General features: G+C 71.7%; 19 protein-coding genes and 1 other RNA gene. 17 read left to right on the forward strand and 3 right to left on the reverse strand.

Annotation, left to right across the window (positions count from 1 at the left end; all coding sequences use genetic code 11):
• From R3F55_02975 to R3F55_03010, 8 genes are all read left to right on the forward strand, one after another.
• A complete protein-coding gene (locus R3F55_02975) occupies positions 1–318 on the forward strand; it encodes a cell division protein ZapA (GenBank protein ID MEZ5666395.1) in 318 nt (105 codons plus the stop codon).
• 65 nt (positions 319–383) lie between these two features.
• Positions 384–542, forward strand: a non-coding RNA gene (gene ssrS / locus R3F55_02980) — 6S RNA.
• A gap of 47 nt (positions 543–589) precedes the next feature.
• Positions 590–1,207, forward strand: a complete 618-nt coding sequence (locus tag R3F55_02985) for a 5-formyltetrahydrofolate cyclo-ligase (GenBank protein MEZ5666396.1) — start codon at positions 590–592, stop codon at positions 1,205–1,207.
• A gap of 3 nt (positions 1,208–1,210) precedes the next feature.
• Positions 1,211–2,056: a TIGR00282 family metallophosphoesterase gene (locus R3F55_02990; protein ID MEZ5666397.1), complete on the forward strand. Its 846-nt coding sequence runs from the start codon at positions 1,211–1,213 to the stop codon at positions 2,054–2,056.
• Positions 2,057–2,141: 85 nt separating this feature from the next.
• Positions 2,142–2,648, forward strand: a complete 507-nt coding sequence (locus R3F55_02995) for a hypothetical protein (GenBank protein ID MEZ5666398.1) — start codon at positions 2,142–2,144, stop codon at positions 2,646–2,648.
• A gap of 167 nt (positions 2,649–2,815) precedes the next feature.
• Positions 2,816–7,240 carry an Ig-like domain-containing protein gene (locus R3F55_03000; protein MEZ5666399.1) on the forward strand — a complete coding sequence of 1,475 codons (4,425 nt, stop codon included), beginning with the start codon at positions 2,816–2,818 and terminating at the stop codon, positions 7,238–7,240.
• 168 nt (positions 7,241–7,408) lie between these two features.
• On the forward strand, positions 7,409–8,590 hold the full coding sequence (locus R3F55_03005; protein ID MEZ5666400.1) for an SEL1-like repeat protein: 1,182 nt from the start codon (positions 7,409–7,411) through the stop codon (positions 8,588–8,590).
• A gap of 9 nt (positions 8,591–8,599) precedes the next feature.
• A complete protein-coding gene (locus R3F55_03010; GenBank protein ID MEZ5666401.1) occupies positions 8,600–11,257 on the forward strand; it encodes an AMP-binding protein in 2,658 nt (885 codons plus the stop codon).
• A gap of 45 nt (positions 11,258–11,302) precedes the next feature.
• On the opposite strand, the gene R3F55_03015 is transcribed toward R3F55_03010, so the two are convergent.
• Positions 11,303–12,256 (reverse strand): DMT family transporter, encoded by a 954-nt coding sequence (locus R3F55_03015; protein MEZ5666402.1) that lies wholly within the window; start codon positions 12,254–12,256, stop codon positions 11,303–11,305.
• A gap of 251 nt (positions 12,257–12,507) precedes the next feature.
• On the opposite strand from R3F55_03015, the gene R3F55_03020 reads away from it, so the two are divergent.
• The 5 genes from R3F55_03020 (at position 12,508) to R3F55_03040 (ending at position 16,137) form a co-directional block, all read left to right on the forward strand.
• Positions 12,508–13,047 (forward strand): cupin domain-containing protein, encoded by a 540-nt coding sequence (locus R3F55_03020; protein ID MEZ5666403.1) that lies wholly within the window; start codon positions 12,508–12,510, stop codon positions 13,045–13,047.
• Between the two features lie 138 nt (positions 13,048–13,185).
• Positions 13,186–13,770 (forward strand): sigma-70 family RNA polymerase sigma factor, encoded by a 585-nt coding sequence (locus R3F55_03025; protein ID MEZ5666404.1) that lies wholly within the window; start codon positions 13,186–13,188, stop codon positions 13,768–13,770.
• A gap of 327 nt (positions 13,771–14,097) precedes the next feature.
• Positions 14,098–14,625, forward strand: coding sequence for a fasciclin domain-containing protein (locus tag R3F55_03030; GenBank protein ID MEZ5666405.1), 528 nt, complete (start codon positions 14,098–14,100; stop codon positions 14,623–14,625).
• A 118-nt stretch (positions 14,626–14,743) separates the two neighbouring features.
• A complete protein-coding gene (locus R3F55_03035) occupies positions 14,744–15,343 on the forward strand; it encodes a cytochrome b/b6 domain-containing protein (protein MEZ5666406.1) in 600 nt (199 codons plus the stop codon).
• A gap of 11 nt (positions 15,344–15,354) precedes the next feature.
• Positions 15,355–16,137 carry a molybdopterin-dependent oxidoreductase gene (locus R3F55_03040; GenBank protein MEZ5666407.1) on the forward strand — a complete coding sequence of 261 codons (783 nt, stop codon included), beginning with the start codon at positions 15,355–15,357 and terminating at the stop codon, positions 16,135–16,137.
• Between the two features lie 158 nt (positions 16,138–16,295).
• On the opposite strand, the gene R3F55_03045 is transcribed toward R3F55_03040, so the two are convergent.
• Positions 16,296–17,723, reverse strand: coding sequence for a pilus assembly protein TadG-related protein (locus R3F55_03045; GenBank protein ID MEZ5666408.1), 1,428 nt, complete (start codon positions 17,721–17,723; stop codon positions 16,296–16,298).
• Between the two features lie 291 nt (positions 17,724–18,014).
• On the opposite strand from R3F55_03045, the gene R3F55_03050 reads away from it, so the two are divergent.
• Positions 18,015–18,947: a DMT family transporter gene (locus tag R3F55_03050; protein MEZ5666409.1), complete on the forward strand. Its 933-nt coding sequence runs from the start codon at positions 18,015–18,017 to the stop codon at positions 18,945–18,947.
• Here the strand turns inward: R3F55_03050 and R3F55_03055 are convergent.
• Positions 18,922–19,104, reverse strand: a complete 183-nt coding sequence (locus R3F55_03055; GenBank protein MEZ5666410.1) for a hypothetical protein — start codon at positions 19,102–19,104, stop codon at positions 18,922–18,924. The two genes, R3F55_03050 and R3F55_03055, sit on opposite strands and share 26 nt — an antisense overlap.
• 113 nt (positions 19,105–19,217) lie before the next feature.
• Between R3F55_03055 and R3F55_03060 the strand changes: the two genes are divergently transcribed.
• From R3F55_03060 to R3F55_03070, 3 genes are all read left to right on the forward strand, one after another.
• Positions 19,218–19,568, forward strand: coding sequence for a hypothetical protein (locus R3F55_03060; protein MEZ5666411.1), 351 nt, complete (start codon positions 19,218–19,220; stop codon positions 19,566–19,568).
• 334 nt (positions 19,569–19,902) lie between these two features.
• Complete coding sequence (locus tag R3F55_03065; protein ID MEZ5666412.1) at positions 19,903–21,492, forward strand: FMN-binding glutamate synthase family protein; 1,590 nt, start codon at positions 19,903–19,905, stop codon at positions 21,490–21,492.
• 104 nt (positions 21,493–21,596) lie between these two features.
• On the forward strand, positions 21,597–21,917 hold the full coding sequence (locus R3F55_03070) for a hypothetical protein (protein MEZ5666413.1): 321 nt from the start codon (positions 21,597–21,599) through the stop codon (positions 21,915–21,917).
• The last annotated feature ends 6 nt before the right edge of the window (positions 21,918–21,923 follow it).

Genomic DNA, 21,923 nt, shown 5'->3' on the forward strand with positions numbered 1-21,923 from the left:
ATGGCCAGGATCGAGGTCAGCATCCACGGCAAGCACTATCTGGTGTCGTGCGACGACGGCAAGGAAGGCCACATCGGCAACCTGGCCAAGTACATCGACCAGCAGATGGCGGCCCTGGACGGCGGCCGCAGCGGCGTGTCGGAGACGCATCTGTTCATGCTGACCAGCCTGCAGCTCGCGGACGAACTCGCCGGGCTGTACAACGAGCTGGACGACCTGCGCCGGTCGGGCAGCGGCACCGATGCGCTGTGCGCCCAGATCGACGCCGCGGCGGACCGGATCGATGCGCTGACCAGTGCCCTGAAGAAGTCGGCCTGAGCCGGTTTTCGCCGGCCGTCCGCACATCCCTCTTGCGCAGCGGCGCGAAGCTACCAGATAGTGCTGTCGGGCTGTCCTGCGCGTCAGGCTTTCATTTCCCCGGGGCCAATGCAGTCCTCTAGGGAGCTGTCCCTTCCGCGGTCGTGGCCGCGGTGATACGGCGCCCACCTGTTTTGTACAGGCCTAGAGGGATCAGAACCGCCAACGGCAGGTACGGCCTTTTTCCCCTTCGCGCGTCCGCCGCGCGGCAGACCCACGGCGCGAGGGCGCTTTGGCGGAACCGGAAATCACGGACAATGCCGCTGCGAAGGCGGCCTGGCGCGAGCGGGCCAAGGCGGCCCGCGCGGCCGCCGTGCGGCCCGGCGCCGGCGCAGCGCTGGTGCCGCACGTCCTGGCGCTGGCGCGCGACTGCGGTGCGCGGACCGCGTCGGGCTACTGGCCGATCGGCGACGAGATCGACGTCCGCCCGGCACTGGCCGCGCTGGTCGCGGCGGGCGTGGTCGTGGCGCTGCCGGTGATCGTCGGCCGGGCGCAGCCGCTGGCCTTCCGCGCCTGGCGCGGCGACGCGCCGCTGGTGGCGCGCGCCTGGGGCATCCGCGAGCCCGGCCCGGATGCGGCCGCGGTGCGGCCCGACCTGCTGCTGGTGCCGCTGCTGGCGTTCGATGCGTGCGGCTACCGGCTCGGCTATGGCGGCGGCTATTACGACCGCACGCTGGCGCGGCTGCGCGGCGACGGCGGCGGGCCGGCCTTCGCCTGCGGGGTGGCCTACGCGGCGCAGCGGGTGGACAAGCTGCCCCGCGATCCTTACGACATGGCGCTGGACGCCGTCCTGACCGAGCAGGGCCCGGTCGCGCTGGGCGGCACCGCGGATGCGGAAGGGACGGGTTAGGCCATGCGGCTGTTGTTTCTCGGCGATATCGTCGGCCGGTCGGGCCGCGAGGCGGTGCAGGCCCGGCTGCCGGGGCTGCGCCGCGACCTCGCGCTCGACTTCGTCGTCGCCAATGCCGAGAACGCGGCCGCCGGCTTCGGGCTGACCGGCCAGATCTGCGCCGACCTCCATGCCGCCGGCGTCGACGTGATCACCACCGGCAACCACGTCTGGGACCAGCGCGAGATCATCGAGCACATCGCGCGCGACCATCGGGTGCTGCGGCCGCTGAACTTCCCGGCCGCGACGCCGGGCCGCGGCGCCAGCGTCTACGGCCTGCCCGACGGCCGGCGGGTGCTGGTGATCAACGCGATGGGCCGGCTGTACATGGACCCGCTGGACGACCCGTTCGCCGCGGTTGACCAGGTGCTGGCGCAGCGGCGGCTGGGCCGCGACGCGGATTTCATCCTGGTCGACCTGCATGCCGAGGCGACCAGCGAGAAGATGGCGATGGGCCACCATTGCGACGGCCGCGTCAGCATGGTGGTCGGCACCCACACCCATGTGCCCACCGCCGACCAGCAGGTGCTGCCGGGCGGCACCGCCTTCATGAGCGACGCCGGCATGTGCGGCGACTATGATTCGGTCATCGGCATGAAGAAGGAACCGGCGACGCTGCGGTTCGTGAAGAAGATGCCGGGCGACCGGCTGACGCCGGCGCTGGGCGAGGCGACGCTGTGCGGCGTGGTGGTGGAGACCGATGCGGCTTCGGGCCTGGCGCGCAGCGTCGAGCCCCTGCGCGCGGGCGGCCGGCTGGCGCCGGCCATGCCGGTGCCGGCGCCGCTGCTGGAGCGGTCGGCCGCGGAGTGAGCCGGCGCTGCCCCTTGTCCCCGTTGGCGCAAAAGCGTTATGCACGGGGCGCGGCAGGGAGGGGCCAGTGGACAGGGAGTGCATGATGGGGCGACGAGAGGGCGGCCTGGTCCGGGCGGTCGCGACGGCGGGTGCCGTGGCGATCGTAGCGATCGTGGGCCTTGGGGGCGACGGTGCCCGGGCCGACGAGATCCTGCCGCGGGCGGGGGCGCTGGCGCTGGGCGGCGACTGCGCGCTGACCCTGGACGGCACCCTGTACAGCGACTGCCAGTGCAACCTGGCGATCAACGTCATCGACGGGCAGACCCTGGTGAACGGTCCCAACGTCGCCTGCCGCGGGCAGGGCGGGCGGGCCGGCGGCCTGTCCGGCCTGGTCGGCGTTCCCGGCCGGTCGATCCAGATCCTCTACGACGTCGGCCCGACCTCGGCATCGGGCAACGGCATGTGGGTGACGACCAGTTCCGCCGTTGTCGAGAATGTGGCGACCAACGAGGGCTGGCTGCTGCTGACCATGCGGCTGGCGGGTCCCACCAACTTCGAGAACAGCCGCGGGCGCGGCTGTATCGACGGTGCCACCGCGTCGCGATGCTAGCGGGGGAATAGGCGCTCTTCCGTGCCTCTATTAAGGCACATTCATGCTTTACCGTATATCTCGGTCGCGCGATCATCGCGCCCGGTCGATCTCAAGTCACGCGGCGCCGGTTTCTCGGTCGCCGTGGGCAACGAGTTGCTACGCAATGAGATGCTAAGGTGTCGCACATGAGGTCATTGCTGGTCCGATTCGTCCTTTTCGTCGGCTTTGCGGCCCTGGCCGCCTCGGCCTCGGCCCAGGATGACAGCCGCGGCGCGCTGCGCCCGGGCGAGGAGCGGCGCGTCGCGCTGGTCATCGGCAACGGCGACTACCAGGTCGCCAACCCGCTGCCCAACCCGCCGAACGACGCGCAGGCGATCGCCGACAAGCTGCGCGAGATCGGCTTCGAGGTGTTTCTCGGCCTCGACCTGACCCGCGACGACCTCAATGCGCTGCTGCAGCAATATACCCGCGCGCTCGACGGCGCCGACGTCGGCCTGTTCTTCTACGCCGGCCACGGCCTGCAGGTCGACGGCATCAACTACATCGTCCCGGTCGATGCGGTGCTGGAGCGCGCCGCCGACCTCGATTTCGAGGTGGTCGACTCCAACATCGTGCTGCGCCAGTTCGACCGGCCGAACTTTACCGGCCTGGTCTTCCTGGACGCCTGCCGCGACAACCCGCTGGCGCGCAGCATGAGCACCGGGACGCGCTCGATCGGCCGCGGCCTGGCCGAGGTGACGTCGGCCACCGGCACGCTGATCGCCTATGCGACCCAGCCCGGCAACGTCGCCTATGACGGCGAGGGCGAGCACAGCCCGTTCACCCAGGCGCTGCTCGACCACATCGACACTCCCGACATGGAGATCCGGCTGATGCTGGACTATGTCGGCGAGGAAGTGGCCGAGATGACCAACGGCCAGCAGCAGCCGTGGGTGCATTTCTCGCGGCTGCGCGGCGGCTTCTATTTCGTGCCGAAGGCCGAGACCGATGAGCCCGGGACCGATCTCAACGGCACCGACGTCGCGGTCAACGAGAACGACCCGGCGGTGCTGCTCTACAACTCGGCCCAGACGCTGGAATCGCCCGAGGCGCGGCTGCTGATGCTGGAGCAGTTCATCCGGCTGTACCCGACCCATCCGCTGGCCACGCTCGCCGCCACCGAGGTGCAGGAGCTGCGCACCCGCGCCGCCAACCCGAACCCGGACCGCATCGACCCCAACGGCGGGCAGCCGAACCATCCGCCCGTGGTGGAGGCCGCCCGCACGCTGACCGTCGACGCCGACGCCGGCCTGACCGCGCTCGGCATCGGCACGCCCGAGGACGAGGACGGCGACCAGCTGACCGTGACCGTGATCGAGCTGCCCGAGGCCGGCGCGGTGCAGTCGGTCGGCGTCGCCGTCGCGGTCAACGACGTGCTGACCCCCGGCGAGCTGACCGGCCTGGACTATCTGCCCGACGAGGCCCGCGAAGGCGCGGTCGGCGAGCTGCGCTACCGGGTCGACGACGGCAACGGCGGCCTCACCGAGGGCGTGCTGCGCATCGCCCTGCGCGCGCCGAACCGGCCGCCGGTGGTGCAGGACGCGACCACGGTCTCGATCGACATCGCCGCCGATCCGGTGCCGCTCGGCATCACCGCGCCGATCGACCCCGACAACGACCGCCTGCAGATCCGCGTCACCTGGCTGCCGCGCTATGGCGCGGTGGAGCTGAACGGGCGCCCGATCCAGCGCGACGACGAGCTGACCGCCTACCAGCTGATCGCGCTCAGCTACCGCACCGATCCGGAGCGCACCGGCGACATGGGCTCGTTCGAGTACCAGGTCGACGACGGCCGCGGCGGCCTGGTCCGCGCCGCCATGCGCATCAACGTGCTGCGGCCGAATACGCCGCCGGCGGTGGCCGACGAGCTGTTGGTCGAGGTCGAGGCCGATCCGGCCGGCGTGCCGCTGGGCCTGACCCCGCCGACCGATCCCGACGGCGACGTGCTGACCATCCGCGTCACCTGGCTGCCGCGCTGGGGCAGCCTGATGAGCGGGTCGACGCTGATCGAGCGCGGCGCAGAGATGTCGACCAGCGAGTTCGCGGCGCTGCGCTATATCGCGGCCGCCGGCCACGACGGCGATGCCGGCTCGTTCGAATTCGCGGTCTCCGACGGTCGCGGCGACCCGGTGCGCGGCATGGTCCGGATCAGCGTGATCGCGCCGAACCGGCCGCCCGAGGTCGTGGCGGAGCAGTCGGTCACCGTAGTCGCCGAGAACGGCGCGGCGCAGCTGGTGTTCAAGCTTCCGGCCGACCCCGACGGCGACGCGATCGAGGTGACGGTCACCGAGATTCCCTATCGCGGCCGGCTGGTGTCCGCCGGGCGCACCGTGCGCGTCGGCACCGTGCTCGACGGCAACGCGCTGACGGCGCTGACCTACGAGCCGGCGCCGGGCCACAGCGGCGAGGCGGGGCAATTCGCCTTCACGGTCACCGACGGCAACAGCGCGCCGCAGGCCGGCTTGATCCGCATCTCGGTGGAATCGACCAACCGCGCCCCGGTGGTGGCCGACGCGCAGACGGTGACGGTGCGGTCCGGCGCGGTCACCCCGCTGGGCATTCCGGCGCCGACCGATCCCGACGGCGACACGCTGTCGGTGCGCATCGTCGAGGTGCCGAACGGCGGCTTCCTGCGCTCCGGCTCGTCGGTGGTGCGGCCCGGCCAGTCGATCGGCGTCGACGCGCTGACCCAGATCGCCTTCGAGATGACCGGCAACGAGCTGCGCTCCAACCTGCTCAGCTACGAGGTCAGCGACGGCCGCGGCGGCGTGGCCACCGGCAGCGTGGCGCTGGAGATCGAGGAGGTGCAGGTCATCTCCGCCGGTCCGGATGGCGACCTCGCCGGCGACAGCCTGGTCACCGCCTATGACGGCGGCGTCCTCGACGGCCGGTCGATCGTGTTCGAGGACCGGATCGCCGCCGGCGACGTGGCCGACTACTACCGCGTCAGCGTCGCCGACTGGAGCGAGATCACGGTCGCGATGACCGGCCTGGCGGCCGACCTCGACATTTACCTCTACACCGCCGACGAGCGGAACGTGGCGGCGTCGGAGCTGGTCGGCGAGGTCGACGAGACGCTGGTCGCAAACGTGCCGGCCGGCATCTATTTCGTCGCGGTGCTGCCGTTCGAGGAGGCGCAGAGCGAGTACACGCTGACGGTCAGCGCCGGACCCGGCGCGCCGCCGCCGGCGGACCAGGTCGGCGACAACGCCCAGACGGCCGACCTGCTCGGCACGCCCGGGCAGAGCCCGATCAATGTCGGCGAACAGCTCAACATCGTCGACATCGAGGACTGGTACGGCTTCGACGTCGCCGACTTCGTCGAGGTGTCGGCCGTGCTGAGCGGGCTGTCCGGCGACCTCGACCTGGATCTGATCGACAGCGCCGGCACGGTGCTGGCCAGCAGCGCCGCCGGCGGCTACGAGGACGAGTCCGTCGTCGCGCAGATCGGCCCGGGGCGGTATTTCCTGCGCGTCTATCTGTACAGCGGCCAGTCCGACTACGGCCTGTCGCTGTCGGCGGTGCCCTCGGCCCCGCCGCCGCCCGACGGCGCCGGCAACACGGCCGACGAGGCGTTCCCGCTGGGCACGGTCGACGGCACCGTCAGCTTCGGCGACTGGATCGGCACCGCCGATACCAACGACTACATCGCCTTCAACCTGAACCAGCCGGGCACGTTGACCGTGCGGATGACGGGCCTGGCGGCCGATGCCGACCTCGAGCTGCTCAACCCCGCCGGCGAGCTGGTCGGCTCGTCCAACAATGTCGAGCTGGCCGACGAGGAGATCGTCGTCGACGTCGGCGCCGGGGCCTACTATGCCCGTGTCTATCCCTATCAGGGCCAGACCGACTATCGGCTCGAGATCAGCCTGCGTGCCGGCGGTTCGACCGGACCCAATATCGGCAACGGCCCGGTGGAGACGGTCGAGCAGCTGCGCGTCTGGGAGGACGGCTGGTCGCGCGACGAGAAGCGCCAGGTCCAGCGCGGGCTGCAGATGCTGGGTTACTACACCAGCGCGATCGACGGCCTGTTCGGCAACGGTACCCGCAGCGCGATCCGCGCCTTCCAGCAGGGCATCGGCGAGGCGCCGACCGGATATCTGTCGCGCCAGCAGCGGGTGCGCCTGTCGGTCGATGCCGCCGAGGAGGCGCAGGCGCGCGCCGAGTCCGCCGCCGGCCAGGCCCGCAGTGCCGCCGAGGCGCCCGGCGCCTTCGTCGATCCCTACCAGAGCGGCGACGTTTATCGCGGCGACACCAACCGCGTCGGCTACGGCGTCTACCAGTGGGCAAGCGGCCATCGCTACGAGGGCCAGTGGGACCGCTCGCGGTCGGGCTTCGGCGTGCTGATCCTGCAGGACGGCTGGCGCTATGGCGGCCAGTGGGTCGACTCCTCGTTCGTCGGCTTCGGCGTCGCCATCGGGCCCAACGGCGAACGCATCGTCGGTGAATGGAACATCGCGCCGGAGACGCCCTTCTCCGAGGGCCTGAACGGCTACGGCCAGGTCATCGCGCCCGACGGTTCGGTGCAGACCGGCTACTTCGTCGCCGGCCAGCTGGCCAACTTCAACTAGGCCGGGCGCGGCGTCCGGCCGGCGCCGCGGCTTCTGCGGCGGACACAGGGCCGGACGCCGGCCCGGCCGGCTAGCCACTGCCGGCCGGACGGTGCTATCAGGCGGCGATCCGGTTCCGGCACGAGTCGGGGCCGACGGATGCCTTGGCAGCCCCGTGGGAGCGATCGGATGTTTCGCGCAATCTCTGGCCTGACCGCCGCGGCTATCCCGGCCGTCCTGCTCTGTCTCGCCGCCGGCCCGGCGGCGGCCGACATGCAGGCCGGGCTGGTGGCCGCGGACAACGGCGACTTCGCCACCGCCTATTACGAGTGGAAGCCGCTGGCCGACGAGGGCGACCCCGACGCGCTGTTCAACATCGGCACGCTCTACGAGCGCGGGCTGTTCGTCCGCCAGGACGCGGCCCGCGCCTATCACTTCTATGCCCGCGCGGCGGAGCGCAACCAGCCCAACGCCCTGTTCCGGCTCGGCGTGCTGACCGAGGCCGGCGAGGCGGTGGAGCAGGACTACGCCGCCGCGGCGCGCTACTACGACCTGGCGATCGCGGCCGGCTGGCCGCCGGCGATGGTCAACCTGGGCCGCCTCTATGCCGAGGGCCTGGGGGTGGAGCAGGACCTGGCCAAGGCGGCGGAGTTGTACCGCACCGCCGCCGAGGAGCACGGCCTGGCGACGGCCCAGTTCAATCTCGCCCGCCTGCTGCAGGCCGGCCGCGGCGTCGAGGCCGACCCGGCGGAGGCGGTGCGGCTCTATCGGCTGGCGGTGGCCCAGGGCTTCGTGCCGGCGCTGCACGGACTCGGCCTGATGTACCTGAACGGCGAGGGCATCGAGCAGGACTTCGCCGAGGCGCTGAAGCTGTTCGAGCAGGCCGCCGAACAGGGCGACGAATCGTCGATGTACAACATCGGTTACATGTATTTCGAGGGCCTGGGCGTGGAGCCCGACCTGGAGCGGGCCGCCGCCTGGTACTACCGGGCGACGCAGGCCGGCAGCGCCGCCGCCGCCAGCCATCTCGCCTATCTGTTCGAGACCGGCCAGGGCGTGCCGCAGAACACCGAGCAGGCGCTGACGCTGTACCAGGAGGCGGCCGACGCCGGCGACCCGGTCGCGCAGTATAATCTTGGCCGGATCTACGCCAGCGGCGAGCTGGTCGAGCAGGACCTGCCGCGCGCCTTCGACTACTTCAGCGCCGCCGCCCAGCAGGGCGAGCCGCTGGCGCTCTACAGCCTGGCGCTGATGTACGAGGAAGGCGTGGTCGTCGAGCCGAACGTCGACTATGCGGTGCAGTTGCTGAACCTCGCCGCGGCGCAGGGCCTGCAGGAAGCCATCGACAAGCTGGCGGCACTGGGCCGCTGAGCCCGCCGCTTGTCCGCCCCGCCCGCGCCTGACGCCGCGCCGCGCAGCCTGCCCGCCCTGGTGCGGGCGCTGGCCGGACGCGGCGACGCGACGGCGCTGACCGTCTTTGACCGCGACGGCCGCCGCGACTGGTCGAGCGCGGCGCTGTCCGGCGCCATCGCGGCGGCGAGCGCGCGGCTGGCGGCGGACGGGCTGGCGCCGGGCGAACCGGTGCTGTTGTGCGGCCCGAACGGCGCAAGCTGGGTCGTCGCCTGCCTTGCCATCGCCTGTTCCGGCGGCGTCGTGGTGCCGCTCGACGATCTCAGTTCCGCCGCGACGCTGGCTCGTGTCGCCGCCGACTGCGGCGCGCGCCGCGGCTTCCTGTCCGCGGTGCACCGCGACGCGCTCGCCGCCGCGCCGGATGCGCCGCCGCTCGCGGCGACTTTGCTCGACGCGATGGCGCCGGCGGATGCACAAGCGGCGGCTTCGCTGCCGGCGGCCGAGGCCGATCCAGATGCGGTCGCCGTGCTGCTCTACACCTCCGGCACCACCGGCACGCCGAAGGCGGTGCCGCTGACCCACCGCAACCTGATGAGCAACGTCGCCGCCCTGGTCGCCGAACGGTTGGCCGGCCCGGACGACCGCGTGCTGCTGCCGCTGCCGCTGCACCACGCCTTCCCGTTCACCGTCGGTCTGCTCGGCTCGCTGGCCAACGGCGCGGCGCTGGTGCTGCCCGCCGGCGTCAGCGGCCCGCAGATCATCGAGGCGCTGAAGGGTGCGCGCGCCACCATCATGATCGGCGTGCCGCGGCTGTATGTGGCGCTGCTGGCGGCGATCGACGACCGCATCGCGCGCGCCGGCCGCTGGGCGCGGCTGCTGCTCGGCCTGTCGACGGCGCTGCGCCGCCGCACCGGCCTGCGGCTGGGCCGCGCGCTGTTCGGCCGGGTGCATGCCGGCTTCGGGCCGGACCTGCGGACGCTCGCCTGCGGCGGCGCCCGTCTCGACGCCGCGATCGCCTGGCGGCTGGAGGGCCTGGGCTGGGAGGTGCTGACCGGCTATGGCCTGACCGAGACCGCGCCGATCCTGACCTTCACCCCGCGCGGCCATGGCCGCTTCGACAGCGTCGGCCGTGCAGTGCCGGGCGTGGAGCTGCGGATCGCGGCGGACGGGGGCGGCAGCGACGGCGAGATCCAGGCGCGCGGGCCCAGCGTGTTCGCCGGCTACCGCAACAACCCGGAGGAGACCGCACGCGCCTTCACCGCGGATGGCTGGTTCCGCACCGGCGACATCGGCCGGATCGACCGTGCCGGCTATCTCAGCATCGTCGGCCGGGCGAAGGAGATCATCGTGCTGGCCGGCGGCAAGAACGTGGTGCCGGAGGATGTGGAGGCGGCCTACCAGGCCAGTCCGCTGATCCGCGAGATCGCCATCGTCGAGGAGGACGGCGCGCTGGCCGCGCTGGTCGTGCCCGACGAGGAGGCGCTGCGGCGCCACGGCGCGTCGCAGGCGCAGGTCGTGCTGCGCGACGAGATCGAGAATGTCGGCCTGACGCTGCCGCCCTACCAGCGGCTGGCGCGCTACCGGGTCACCCGGGCGGCGCTGCCGCGCACCCATCTCGGCAAGCTGCGCCGCCACCTGCTGGCCGAAGCCTTCGCCCAGGCCGAGCGGGGCACGGCCGCCGCGGCACAGGCCGAGCTGGCCGAGGCTGATCGCGCGCTGCTGGCCTCGGCGACCGGCGCCGCCATCTGGGCCTGGCTGCGCACGCGACATCCCGACGTCCCGCTCAGTCCGGACACCAGCCCCCAGCTCGACCTCGGCATCGACTCGCTCGCCTGGGTCACGCTGACGCTGGAGCTGCAGGAGCGCTTCGGCATCCGGCTGACCGAGGAGGCGATCGGCCGCATCCTGACCCTGCGCGACCTGCTGGTCGAGGCGGGAAGGGCGCCGACCGAGGCGCCGTCGCCGCAGGCCGCGGCGGGCGAGCCCGAATGGCTGCGCCCGGTCGGCCCGCTGATGGCGGCGCTGGGCGTCGTCGTGCTCGGCCTGACCTGGGTGGCGATGCGGCTGCTGTTCCGGCTGCGGGTGGAGGGGGCGGACAACCTGCCCAAGGGCGGGCCCTATGTGATCGCGCCCAACCACGTCAGCTACATCGACCCGCCGGCGGTCGCCGCCGCGATCCCGTTCGGGCGGCTGAAGCGCACCTATTGGGCCGGCTGGACCGGCAAGATGTTCGCCGGGACGTTCAGCCGGCTGATGAGCCGGGCGACGCGGGTGTTCCCGGTCGATCCCGACCGCGGACCGGCCGGCAGCCTGGAGCACGGCCGCGCGGTGCTGGCCCGCGGGCTGGCGCTGGTCTGGTTCCCGGAGGGGCGCCGGTCGCCGGCGGGCGACATCCGGCGGTTCCTGCCCGGCGTCGGCATGCTGCTGCGCGAGACCGGCGCGCCGGCGGTGCCGGTGCTGATCCTGGGCGCGTTCGAGGCCTGGCCGCGCGACCGGCGCTGGCCGCGCTTTCGCCGGATCACGGTGCGGTTCGGCGCGCCGATCCCGGTCGACCGGCTGCTGGCCGACGGCAGCGGCGCGGACCCGGCCGAGCGGATCGCCGACGCCCTGCGCCACGCCGTGGCCGCGCTGGCCGGGCCGGACGCGACGCGGATGCTGGGGCCGGACCCCGCCGACGGCCGGGACTGAGACCGGAGCGTCCGGCGGCCCGGCGGACGCGGCGGGCGCGCGCCTCTACCTGTCGGAGCCGATCGGCCCGCCCCCGACCGGACGACGATCCGGCCGGCCGGCTGCGGCCGGTTGCGGCGCCCGCCCGCCGCGCAGCGCGACGACGTTGCCGGCGATCACCAGGGCGACGCCGACGCCGGCGAGCCAGGTCCAGCGATAGTCCTCCAGCATGGCGGAGACGGCCAGGGCGATCACCGGGATCAGCACCGTGGCATAGGCGGCGCGGGCCGCGCCGATGCGGCCGAGCAGGGTGAGATAGGCGCCGAAGCCGACGATGTTGCCGAACACGACCAGATAGGCCAGCGCCCACAGATAGGACGGCCGCAGGTCGAGCGCGGGGCCGGAGCCGATGGCGGCCGCGTAAAGCGCGGTCAGCATCGCGCCGTAGGTCATGGCATAGGCGTTCGCCGTCATCACCGGCACGCCGGCGGTCTGGCTGCGCGACGACAGCACGTTGCCCAGCGAGAAACAGAAGGTGGCGGCGAGGGCCAGACCCAGGCCGATCAGGCTGTCGCCGCCGACCGTGCGCAGCTCGGGCAGGAACACCAGCGCCAGGCCGCCCAGGCCCAGCGCGGCCGCGGCCAGGGTGGCGGGACGGATCGGCTGGCGCAGGAACAACGCGCCGTTGATCGCGTTGAACACGGTGGCGGTTGCGAACACCACCGCGAGCAGACCGGAGGCGATGAAATGGGCGGCCCAGTAGAACATCAGGTAGTTGCCGCAGAAGATGAAGGCGGCGAGCAGCGCGAGCGCGGCGTGGCGGCGCCAGGGCAGCCGGGCGGTCGGCCCGCCGGCCCGGCCGGCACGCCACGCGATCCAGGCCAGCAGCAGCAGTCCGGCCGCGCCGAAGCGGTAGACCAGCGACCATTCGGGAGGCACCACCCCGATCTGCAGCTTGACCGCATACCAGGTCAGGCCCCAGGACAGGATGGTGGCCGCGTACAGGACGGCGTTGAGCATGCGGATCTGCGAAGGCTCGGTTCGGGCGCGACCGCCGGCTCCGGGTCGGCGCGCCGTCGGGACGAGGCGGGCACATTGCGCGGCGGCGCCCGGCGGCGCCAGCGCAATATTGTGCCGGTCGACGGTGACAAGGCGCTCCGCAAGCGCCGTCGTCGCGGCCGGCCCTCGCCTTGGTTCGGACACTGCCCTATGCTTGCATCGATGGCGGTGGAACCCGTTCGCGCAAGGCGGCCCGTGGCATGGAGCGTGCGATGACGCAGCAGACAGACGATCTGGCGGCCGAGCTTGCGCTCGGCGTGCTGAGCGGTGCCTCGCTGCGTGCCGCCCGCGTCCGCGCGGCCAGCGACCCGGCATTCGCCGCTGCCGTCGAGTCCTGGCAGCGGCGGCTGGCGGCGCTGGACCGGACGGCGCCCGAGGCCGATCCGCCGGCCGGTCTGCTCGAGGAGATCGAGGCGCGCATCGACGCCGAGGCCGACTGGCGGTCCGCCACCGTCACCGTGCGCGGCGACGAAGGCGCCTGGCAGCCGATGGCGCCCGGTGTCGAATACAAGCGGCTGTGGCGCCACCCCGATGGCGACCGCGAAACGATCATCGTGCGCGTTGCCGCCGGCGCGGTCTATGACGCCCATCACCATAGCGGCCATGAGGAGTGCTATATCGTTGCCGGTGACGTGCGGTTCGGCGACCATCAGCTGCGGGCCGGCGACTTCCACGTGGCGCAGGCCGGAGTCACGCATCCGGCCGCGGCGTCGCAGGGCGGTTGCCTGCTGCTGATCAGCCGGGCCGCCTGATCCTCCGTCTGGGTAGTTCACAGTCTGCGCGTTCCGCGCATGCAGGGTCCGACAAGAGGCCATGACCGAAAGCGCGTATTGCCCTTCCCGCCGGCGGCGCCCCTGGCGCGGCCGGTACGATCACGCACGGGTGCGGTGATGGGGCCATGCGGTGAGGCCGCAGCGGTACTCGAAGCGTCCACGGCCGCGCTGCCGGAGCCGTCGGTCGGCGCGCTGCTGCTCGACGTGGCGGCAGGCAGCCGTCCGGCCTTTCGCGCGCTCTATGCGTCGTGCGGCCGGCGCGTGCACGGGGTCGTGCTGGCGGTGCTGCGCGACCGCGAGCTGGCGCGTGAGGTGACCCAGGACGTGTTCGTCGCCATCTGGCAGCAGGCAGGGCGCTTCGACCCGGCCGCGGGGTCGGCGACGTCGTGGATCGGCACCATCGCCCGCAACCGTGCGATCGACCGCCTGCGGGCGGAACGCTCGCGCGGCTACGGCCGCAGCGACGCCGACCCGCTGGACGACCAGATCGCGGCCAGCGCCGAGCCGGCGGTGTCGGCCGATTCGCTGTCGGTGCGGCGCGCGCTTGCCGCGATGCGCCCGGAATACCGCCGCGCGCTGATGCTGGCCTATTGGCGCGGCTATACCCATGCCGAGCTGGCCCAGGCGATGGGCGTGCCGCTCGGCACCGCGAAGGCCTGGGTGCGCCGCGCCCTGGCCGCCATGCGCGAGACGCTGGCTTAGGGCCTTCCCCCGTCCGACCCCTCCGTCCGGATCCCACTTCCCCGATCCCTTGCGCATGGCCGGTCCGGCGCGCCGTCCCGCGGCACGCCGTTCGCGCGTTCTCGCGGCCGTTCACATGGACGTGAAAATCGGAATTCGCGCATCCGGCTGCATCCGCCGCCCGGCCGCCTGCCGTTGTTCGGGACAAGCGCTGCAGAAGGCGCCTGCCGCGGAACGGCCGGACGACGGCCCCGGCGGCAAGTCCAACCAGGCGGGCCGGTCGCGCCGCTGCGCCGCCGCCGCTACCGATGGAGAACGACCGTGTTCAAGAACTCCCTGCGTGCCGCGATCCTGGCAACCGGCACCTGCGTGCTGGCCTTTCCCGTGCTGGCCAATGTGATGGTCGGCGGCGAGGCGATGTATCCGGACCGGACCATCGTGCAGAACGCCGTCAACTCGAAGGACCACACCACCCTGGTCGCCGCGGTGCAGGCTGCGGGCCTGGTCGACGTGCTGAACGGCGAGGGCCCGTTCACCGTGTTCGCCCCGGTCAACGCCGCCTTCGACGCGTTGCCGGCCGGCACGGTGGAGAACCTGCTGCAGCCCGAGAACAAGGCCATGCTGACCCACGTGCTGACCTATCACGTGGTGCCGATGCGCCTGACCTATCTGGAGCTGCAGAGCATCATCCAGGCCAGCGGCGGCACCGCCGAGCTGACCACGGTGTCGGGCGACACGCTGACCGCCACGATGAACGGGCCGGTCAACATCCTGCTGCGCGACGAGAACGGCGGCGTCGCCAACATCACGATCTATGACGTCATGCAGTCGAACGGCGTCATTCACTCCATCGATCGCGTCCTGCTGCCGAACTGAGGCAGCAGCGGCCCGCTGAGGGGCCGTCGCGAGCGATGGCGGGGCGGGGCCTTTGACCGGGAGGCCCCGCCCCTGTCCCCCGCCGTATTCGACCGGCCGGCCGGACGGAGGCTGCTCCATGTCCACCGAATCCTCGCGCCCGATCCATCCGCTGGCGGTGCGGGCGATGCACTGGATCAACGCGCTCGCCGTCCTGGTCATGGTCGGCTCGGGCCTCGAGATCCACAACGCCTATCCGATCGCGCCGTTCGACTTCCCCGACTGGATGACCATCGGCGGCTGGCTGGGCGGCGCCTTGCTGTGGCACTTCGCGGCAATGTGGCTGTTCGCCGCCAACCTGGTCGCGATGATCGGTTTCGGCCTGCTGTCGGGCCGCTACCGCCGCAAGCTTCTGCCGCTGTCGCCGCGCGGCTTCGTGGCCGACCTGCGGGCGGCGCTGCGCGGCGGCGGCCTGCATGCCGACCCGGCCCGCTACAACGGCGTGCAGCGCGTGCTCTATGCCGGCGTGCTGGCGGCGCTGGTCGTTCTGGTGCTGTCCGGGCTGGCGCTGTGGAAGCCGGTGCAGCTGCACGGCCTGGCCTGGCTGTTCGGCGGGTTCGATTTCGCCCGGATCGTGCATTTCGCTGCGATGGTCGCGGTGGTCGGCTTCGTCCTGGTCCATGTGGCCATGGCGCTGCTGGTGCCGCGAACCCTGCGCCTGATGACGCTGGGCCGGTAACGGAGGACGCGATGGCGACCGAACCGAAACGCCGCCCGCGCGCCGGCGTCGACGCGCGCGACCTGATCGGCGATGCCGCCCGCGGGCTCGATGGCAGCACCCGCCGCCGGTTCCTCGCCCGGGTCACCAGCCTGGGCGCGATGGCGGCGCTGGTCGGCTGCGACGTGATCGACGGGCCGTCGGCCGAGGAGGCGCTGCGCCGCGTGTCGGAATGGAACGACCGGGTTCAGGCCTGGCTGTTCGACCCGGAGCGGATGGCCGAGACCTATCCGGAATCGGCGATCGACGACCCGTTCCCGTTCAACGCCTTCTACGGGCCGGAACAGGCGCCGACGATCGCCGAAGCCGGCTACGAGCTCTATGTCGAAGGCCTGGTCGCCGACAAGTCGCGCTGGCGCCTCGATGCGCTGCGCGCGCTGCCGCAGACCAGCCAGGTGACGCGCCATATCTGCATCGAGGGCTGGAGCGCGGTCGGCAAGTGGTCCGGCACGCCGCTGCGCACCTTCCTGGAGCGGATCGGGGCGGACCTGAGCGCGCGCTATGTCGCCTTCCTGTGCGCCGACCGCTACGAGACCTCGCTGGACATGGCGACCGCGCTGCACCCGCAGACGCTGATGGCGTTCGGCTTCGGCGACGGCGTGCTGCCGCGCCAATACGGCTTTCCGATGAAGATCCGGGTGCCGACCAAGCTGGGCTTCAAGAACCCGAAGCACGTGGTCCAGCTGACCGTGACCAACGACCCGATCGACGGCTTCTGGGAGCGCGAGGGCTATAACTGGTTCTCGGGCCTGTAGCCGATCCGGCCCGTCCGCCCAACGCCTCGGCCGACCGACCCCCAATGGTCGGCCGGGCGGGCGGGCCGGAGCCGCGGCCGGAAGCGAGATGCGGGTCGGCGCCAGTTTCCCCCCGGCACCGACCCGCGGCCGCCTCGTGTCTCGCTGTCGGTTTCGCGCTATTCGGCGATGCGCAGGTTGCTCAGCTCGCCGGCGATCTTGCGGAACGCGACGTGCAGATCCTCGTTGGTCGGCGAGTTGTAGTAGTGGTTGCCGGTGGTCGCGCAGGCCTCGTACATCGCATCGGTGTCCGCGTCGTTTTCCTGGAACAGGATGGTGTACAGGATGATGCCGGTGTCCTTGATGTTCTCGCAGATCTGTGCCGTGCGCTGGTCCATCACGTCCATCGCCACTGTCCAGCTGGTGGTGCCGAGGCGCGCGTTCCAGATGTAGCCGTGGGCGTTGTAGTAGGAGCCGTAGCCGGACCAGTAGTTCTGGCCGTCGGTCAGCAGGACGATGACCTTTTCCATGTTGTCGGTGTTGTAGTCGAGCGGCAGGTTGGCCACGTCGACGGAGCCGGTCCACAGGCCGCGCCACTGCGGCGACACCACGCGCCAGCCCCAGACCAGCCCGACATGGCTGGTGGTGCCGTTCAGCTTCGGCGCCATCGCGTTGATCGCCGCGTGGATCGCGGTCTTCGACTGGATCAGCGGCGTGATCGCGGCCGGGCAGGCCTTGTTCGGGCCGTTGTCGTTCGACCCGCCGATCGGCGGCCAGTTGTTGAAGTTGTACCAGCTCTGGCCGGACTGCCAGTAGTATTGGGGGAACTTCTGGGTCGACGGCGGCGCGTCGGTCAGCCCGTTGGCGCCGTCGCGCTCCTCGACGCAGCCGCGCCAGCCCTGGGTGCTGTACAGCGATGCGTTGTAGTTCGACAGCCAGCCGGTGTGGCTGCTGCCGACGTTGACGGCCGCGACATAGGGCACCACCGCGACATAGAGGTCGTCCAGCGTCTCGTCGTCGCCGTACAGGCTGTCGATCAGCTCGTTGGCGGCGTCCTTCATCGCCTGCATCTTGCCGCCCGAATTCATCGACCAGGTGTTGTCCATGACCAGCACGAGCTCGAGCCCGCGGGTCTCGCGCTGCACCACGCTGCGCGCGCACACGGTCATCTCGTCCTGGCCGACCACGGCCATCAGCGTCGTGTTCATGTTGACGCAGGCCTCGGCGATCAGGCGCGTGCCCTCGTCCTCGCGGGTCAAGGTGTAGTCGACGGTGTCGGCGCCGAGATAGTCGTTGGGGAAGTTGGCGCGGACATAGGCCTCGATGAACTCGTCCTGCTCGTCCTCGTCGAACGAGCGGCCGGCGGCCAGCGTGGCGGCGTCGAGGGCGTCGGTCAGCCGGTGCTTGACCAGCAGCGCGCGTCCGCTGTCGACCGCGACGCCGGTGGCGGCGGCCAGCGGCAGGATCCAGACCGCCAGGGTGGCGGCGACCGCGCCGCGCTGGTCGCGCAGGAAGCGGCGCAGCGGCGTGCAGCACGCGCTCAGCGCGCATCGCAGCCCGGATCGGCGCGCGGCGCGGGGATCGGCGGGAATGTTTTGCTTCGTCATGGCATACCTGCCCTGATGTTCGATGCGACGCCGGACCTGCGACATGCAAGCCGGCGCGCCTGCTCGATCAAACCTGATCTCGGACCGCTAAGTTATGGCTTAACGCCGGTCCACGACCGAGCCCTATCGTTTTGATTTTATTTAGTATTCGTTTAAAAAGCCTTTCAAATGCCACGGGTTCGGCCGCGTTGCGCCGGTGTCGCCGCCGTCGGCGCCGGCCGCAAGTTCCGGGATGCGCGGGCGGCGGCGGAGGCTAATGTCGGCCCGCGGTCGGAACGGGGCGGGGCGGGCGTGGCAGCGGACAATGCGATCAACCGGACGATGGGCGTTGCCGAGTGGGGCGTGCTCGTCGTCCTGTCCGCCATCTGGGGCGGCTCGTTCTTCCTGAACGCGGTGGCGCTGATGGAACTGCCGCCGTTCACCGTGGTGGCGGCGCGGGTCGGCATCGCCGCGCTGGCGCTGCACGTGCTGGTACGGGCGCTCGGCCTGGCCCTGCCGACCGACGGCCGCAGCTGGGCGATGCTGCTGATCATGGGCGCGATCAACAATGCGCTGCCGTTCAGCCTGATCCTGCTCGGCCAGACGAAGATCGCCAGCGGCCTGGCCGCGATCCTCAACGCCAGCACGCCGCTGTGGACCATGCTGATCGCCCACGCCTTCACCCGCGACGAAAGGCTGACCGGCAATCGGCTGGCCGGCGTGGCGATCGGTTTCGCCGGGGTCGCTGTGATGATCGGCCCGTCGCTGCTGGGCGGACTGGGCTCGGAGCTGCTGGCCGAACTGGCGGTGGTCGGCGCGGCGCTGTGCTATGGCTGCGCCGGCGTGTTCGGCCGCCGGTTCCGCGGGCGCCCGCCGCTGGTGGTCGCCACCGGCCAGGTGACCGCGTCGAGCCTGATGCTGCTGCCGCTGGCGGCCGCGGTGGACCGGCCCTGGCTGCTGCCGATGCCGGACGTGCAGTCGTGGGCGGCGCTGGCCGGGCTGGGCCTGGTCTGCACCGCGCTGGCCTATGTGCTGTTCTTCCGGCTGCTGGCATCGGCGGGCGCCACCAACCTGGCGCTGGTCACCCTGCTGGTGCCGGTGTTCGCGATCCTGCTCGGATCGCTGGTGCTGGGCGAGGTGCTGGCCCTGCGCCACGCCGCCGGGATCGGCCTGATCGCCTGCGGGCTCGCCGCGATCGACGGCCGCCCGCTGGCCTGGCTCAGACGCTTCCGCCGAAGCAGGTGACCGCGAAGCGCCAGCCCGCCGCCAGCGCCGCATCGCCGCCCAGCAGCGCGACCCAGAGCGCCAGCCCGAAGCCGAAGACGATCGAACAGGCGAACAGGGCCAGGCCGAGCCACAGCCGGCGCGGGTCGCGAATTCGGCGGGGCGCCGTGTGCGTCATCGCGCGAAAATAGGCGTTTCTCTGCCGGCGTCCAATCGCCAAAGTTTTTTTGAACCTTGTTCAGTTCTCCGGCGACCCAGTGGCAACGCAATCGCATGAACGGAAACTGGACCATGCGCAAGACTATGATTTCCACCGCTGCCGCCCTGTTGACGATCGGGATGGCCGCGCTCAACACCGCCCGGGCCGACGACCCCTGTGCCGGTCACGGCGTTGCCTGTATCGGCGACGACTGCATGGTGTGCTGGGAGAATGCCGACAGCACCGTCGGCTGCGCGGCCGCGACCCTTGCCGAGGTCAACATGACCCTGCCCGGCTGCCTCGACGCCACCCGCGACCCGGGCCTCGCCATTCCGGACAGCCTGCGGCTGCCAGAGCTGGTCGGCACCGGCGGTCGCACGGTGGTGCCGGACCTGCCGCAGCTGCCGACGCCGCAGCGCGACCCGTCGACGCCCAGCTTCTGAGCCGGGCACCGACTCCAGCCATGTCCGGGGTGCGGGCCGAGGCGCGCACCCCGCAGCGAAGGGCGGCGCACCCGGCAACGGCCGGGTCGGACGACGCGGCAATTCTGCCTGCCATGCCGCCGTCCGCGCGCACGCCGAGCCCGTTGCAGCCGGGGACGCTGCAACGGGCGGCCGGTCGGCCCACCGCCCCCCGGTGGGCCGACTTCGGCTTCCCGTCCCGCAGCCGCGCGGCGTAGCCTGCCAGAGGTGCGGCTGCGATTCGGGCGGGGAGGTGGGCGTGAGCGAGACGAAGACGGCCGGCCGGGCGCGGTCGCTGGATCCGGTCAAGCTGGCCATGCGCCTGTGGCTGTTCGGCCTGGTCGTAGTGCTGACCATTGCCTGCGCGGTGCTGGCCGTGGCGCTGCATCCCGGCTTCCTGTGGCCGCTGATCCTGCTGGCCCCGCTGACCCTGCTCGGCATCTGGGACCTGGTCCAGCGCCGCCACGCGCTGTTGCGCAACTATCCCCTGCTGGCCCATGTGCGCTGGCTGTTCGAGGATCTGCGCCCCTATCTGCGGCAGTACATCGTCGAGAGCGACCTGGAGGGGCGGCCGATCCACCGCGATGCCCGCTCGCTGATCTACGAACGGGCCAAGGACGCGCCGGGCGTCCAGCCGTTCGGGACCGAGCTCGACGCCTATTCCGCCGAGTACGAGTGGATCACCCATTCGATCGCGCCGCTGCCGAAGGCGAAGGAGCCGTTCCGCGTCAGCGTCGGCGGGCCGCAGTGCGGCCGCCCCTATTCCGCTTCGGTGCTGAACGTGTCGGCGATGAGCTTCGGCTCGCTCGGTGCGCGGGCGGTGGAGGCGATGAACCTGGGCGCGAAGATGGGCGGTTTCTACCAGGACACCGGCGAGGGCGGCATCTCGCCCTATCACCGCAGGCACGGCGGCGACCTGGTCTGGGAGCTGGGCTCCGGCTATTTCGGCTGCCGCACCGCCGACGGCGGCTTCGACCCGGACAAGTTCGCCGAGCGCGCCGCCGACGACCGGGTCAAGATGGTCGAGATCAAGCTAAGCCAGGGAGCGAAGCCGGGTCATGGCGGCGTGCTGCCTGGCCCGAAGGTGACGCCGGAGATCGCGGCCACCCGCGACGTGCCGGTGTGGACCGAATGCGTCTCGCCGGCCGGGCACAGCGCCTTCTCGACGCCGCTGGAGCTGCTCGACTTCGCGGCGCGGCTGCGCGAGCTGGCCGGCGGCAAGCCGGTCGGCATCAAGCTGTGCATCGGCCATCCCTGGGAGTTCCTGTCGGTGTGCAAGGCGATGGTGAAGTCGGGCACGCTGCTGGATTTCGTCGTCGTCGACGGCGCCGAGGGCGGCACCGGCGCGGCGCCGCAGGAGCTGTCGGACCATGTCGGCGCGCCGCTGCGCGAGGGGCTGATCTTCGTGCACAACGCGCTGGTCGGCAGCGGCCTGCGCGAGCATGTCCGCGTCGCCGCCAGCGGCAAGATCGTCAACGGTTTCGGCATGGCCGCCAACCTGGCCCTTGGCGCCGACTGGTGCAACGCGGCACGGGCCTTCATGTTCGCCACCGGCTGCGTGATGTCGCTGCGCTGCCATACCGGTGGCTGCCCGACCGGCGTGACCACCCACGACGCCGCGCTGCAACGGGCGATCGTGGTGCCGGAGAAGGCCAAGCGCGTCGCCGACTATCACCGCCACACCGTCTCCGCCCTGGCCGAGCTGGTCGCCGCGGCGCGGCTCGACAGCCCGGCCGCGCTGGAGCCGAAGCACATCTACCACCGGGTCAGCCCGGTCGAGGTGAAGACCATGGACCAGATCTACGAGTTCCTGCAGCCCGGCCAGTTGCTGCACGAGCCCGGCGCGACCTCGTTCGCCGCGCACTGGCAGGCCGCGACGGCGGAAAGCTTCAGCCCGGCGGCCTGACCGCCGCGCCCGCTCGGGCAGCTACAGATCATGCGCTTCCGGCCCCGGCCGGCCCGCCCTAGTGCTGCCGCTTCGCGATCCTGTCCTGCGGCGGAGCGGCAACCATGCCCCGATATCCCGATCCTCGGCACGAGCTGCTCGGCCCCGACCTCGACTGGTCGAGGACCGGCGACGGCGTTCCGGGCCATGGCCCGCTGCCGTCTGGCAAGCCCGGCCCGGCCGGCGCAATCGCTCTCGCGTTCGGCTGGACCGGCGGCGGGCCGCTCGACGGCGGCGGCTATAACGACCTGCTCTATGGCGGTGCCCTGATCGTCCAGGTCAACCAGGTCGCGGTCGTCTACACCGTCGTTCTGGACGCGGCGCTGCGGCCGCTGTTCGCTCTGGAAGACCACGACGACGCGGCCGGCGGCATCCTGTTCGCGTAGGCGGAG

Source organism: Alphaproteobacteria bacterium (assembly GCA_041396705.1).
Classification (GTDB): domain Bacteria; phylum Pseudomonadota; class Alphaproteobacteria; order CALKHQ01; family CALKHQ01; genus CALKHQ01.

What these genes read in the sequence shown, in the direction of transcription:
- R3F55_03045 (MEZ5666408.1), bottom strand. Translation starts at nt 17,723, where the DNA reads ATGACGAAGCAAAACATTCCCGCCGATCCCCGCGCCGCGCGCCGATCC.
- R3F55_03070 (MEZ5666413.1), top strand. Translation starts at nt 21,597, where the DNA reads ATGCCCCGATATCCCGATCCTCGGCACGAGCTGCTCGGCCCCGACCTC.
- R3F55_03025 (MEZ5666404.1), top strand. Translation starts at nt 13,186, where the DNA reads ATGGGGCCATGCGGTGAGGCCGCAGCGGTACTCGAAGCGTCCACGGCC.
- R3F55_03065 (MEZ5666412.1), top strand. Translation starts at nt 19,903, where the DNA reads ATGCGCCTGTGGCTGTTCGGCCTGGTCGTAGTGCTGACCATTGCCTGC.
- R3F55_03040 (MEZ5666407.1), top strand. Translation starts at nt 15,355, where the DNA reads ATGGCGACCGAACCGAAACGCCGCCCGCGCGCCGGCGTCGACGCGCGC.
- R3F55_02975 (MEZ5666395.1), top strand. Translation starts at nt 1, where the DNA reads ATGGCCAGGATCGAGGTCAGCATCCACGGCAAGCACTATCTGGTGTCG.
- R3F55_03020 (MEZ5666403.1), top strand. Translation starts at nt 12,508, where the DNA reads ATGACGCAGCAGACAGACGATCTGGCGGCCGAGCTTGCGCTCGGCGTG.
- R3F55_03035 (MEZ5666406.1), top strand. Translation starts at nt 14,744, where the DNA reads ATGTCCACCGAATCCTCGCGCCCGATCCATCCGCTGGCGGTGCGGGCG.
- R3F55_03015 (MEZ5666402.1), bottom strand. Translation starts at nt 12,256, where the DNA reads ATGCTCAACGCCGTCCTGTACGCGGCCACCATCCTGTCCTGGGGCCTG.
- R3F55_03055 (MEZ5666410.1), bottom strand. Translation starts at nt 19,104, where the DNA reads ATGACGCACACGGCGCCCCGCCGAATTCGCGACCCGCGCCGGCTGTGG.
- R3F55_03060 (MEZ5666411.1), top strand. Translation starts at nt 19,218, where the DNA reads ATGCGCAAGACTATGATTTCCACCGCTGCCGCCCTGTTGACGATCGGG.
- R3F55_03000 (MEZ5666399.1), top strand. Translation starts at nt 2,816, where the DNA reads ATGAGGTCATTGCTGGTCCGATTCGTCCTTTTCGTCGGCTTTGCGGCC.
- R3F55_02995 (MEZ5666398.1), top strand. Translation starts at nt 2,142, where the DNA reads ATGGGGCGACGAGAGGGCGGCCTGGTCCGGGCGGTCGCGACGGCGGGT.
- R3F55_02990 (MEZ5666397.1), top strand. Translation starts at nt 1,211, where the DNA reads ATGCGGCTGTTGTTTCTCGGCGATATCGTCGGCCGGTCGGGCCGCGAG.
- R3F55_03005 (MEZ5666400.1), top strand. Translation starts at nt 7,409, where the DNA reads ATGTTTCGCGCAATCTCTGGCCTGACCGCCGCGGCTATCCCGGCCGTC.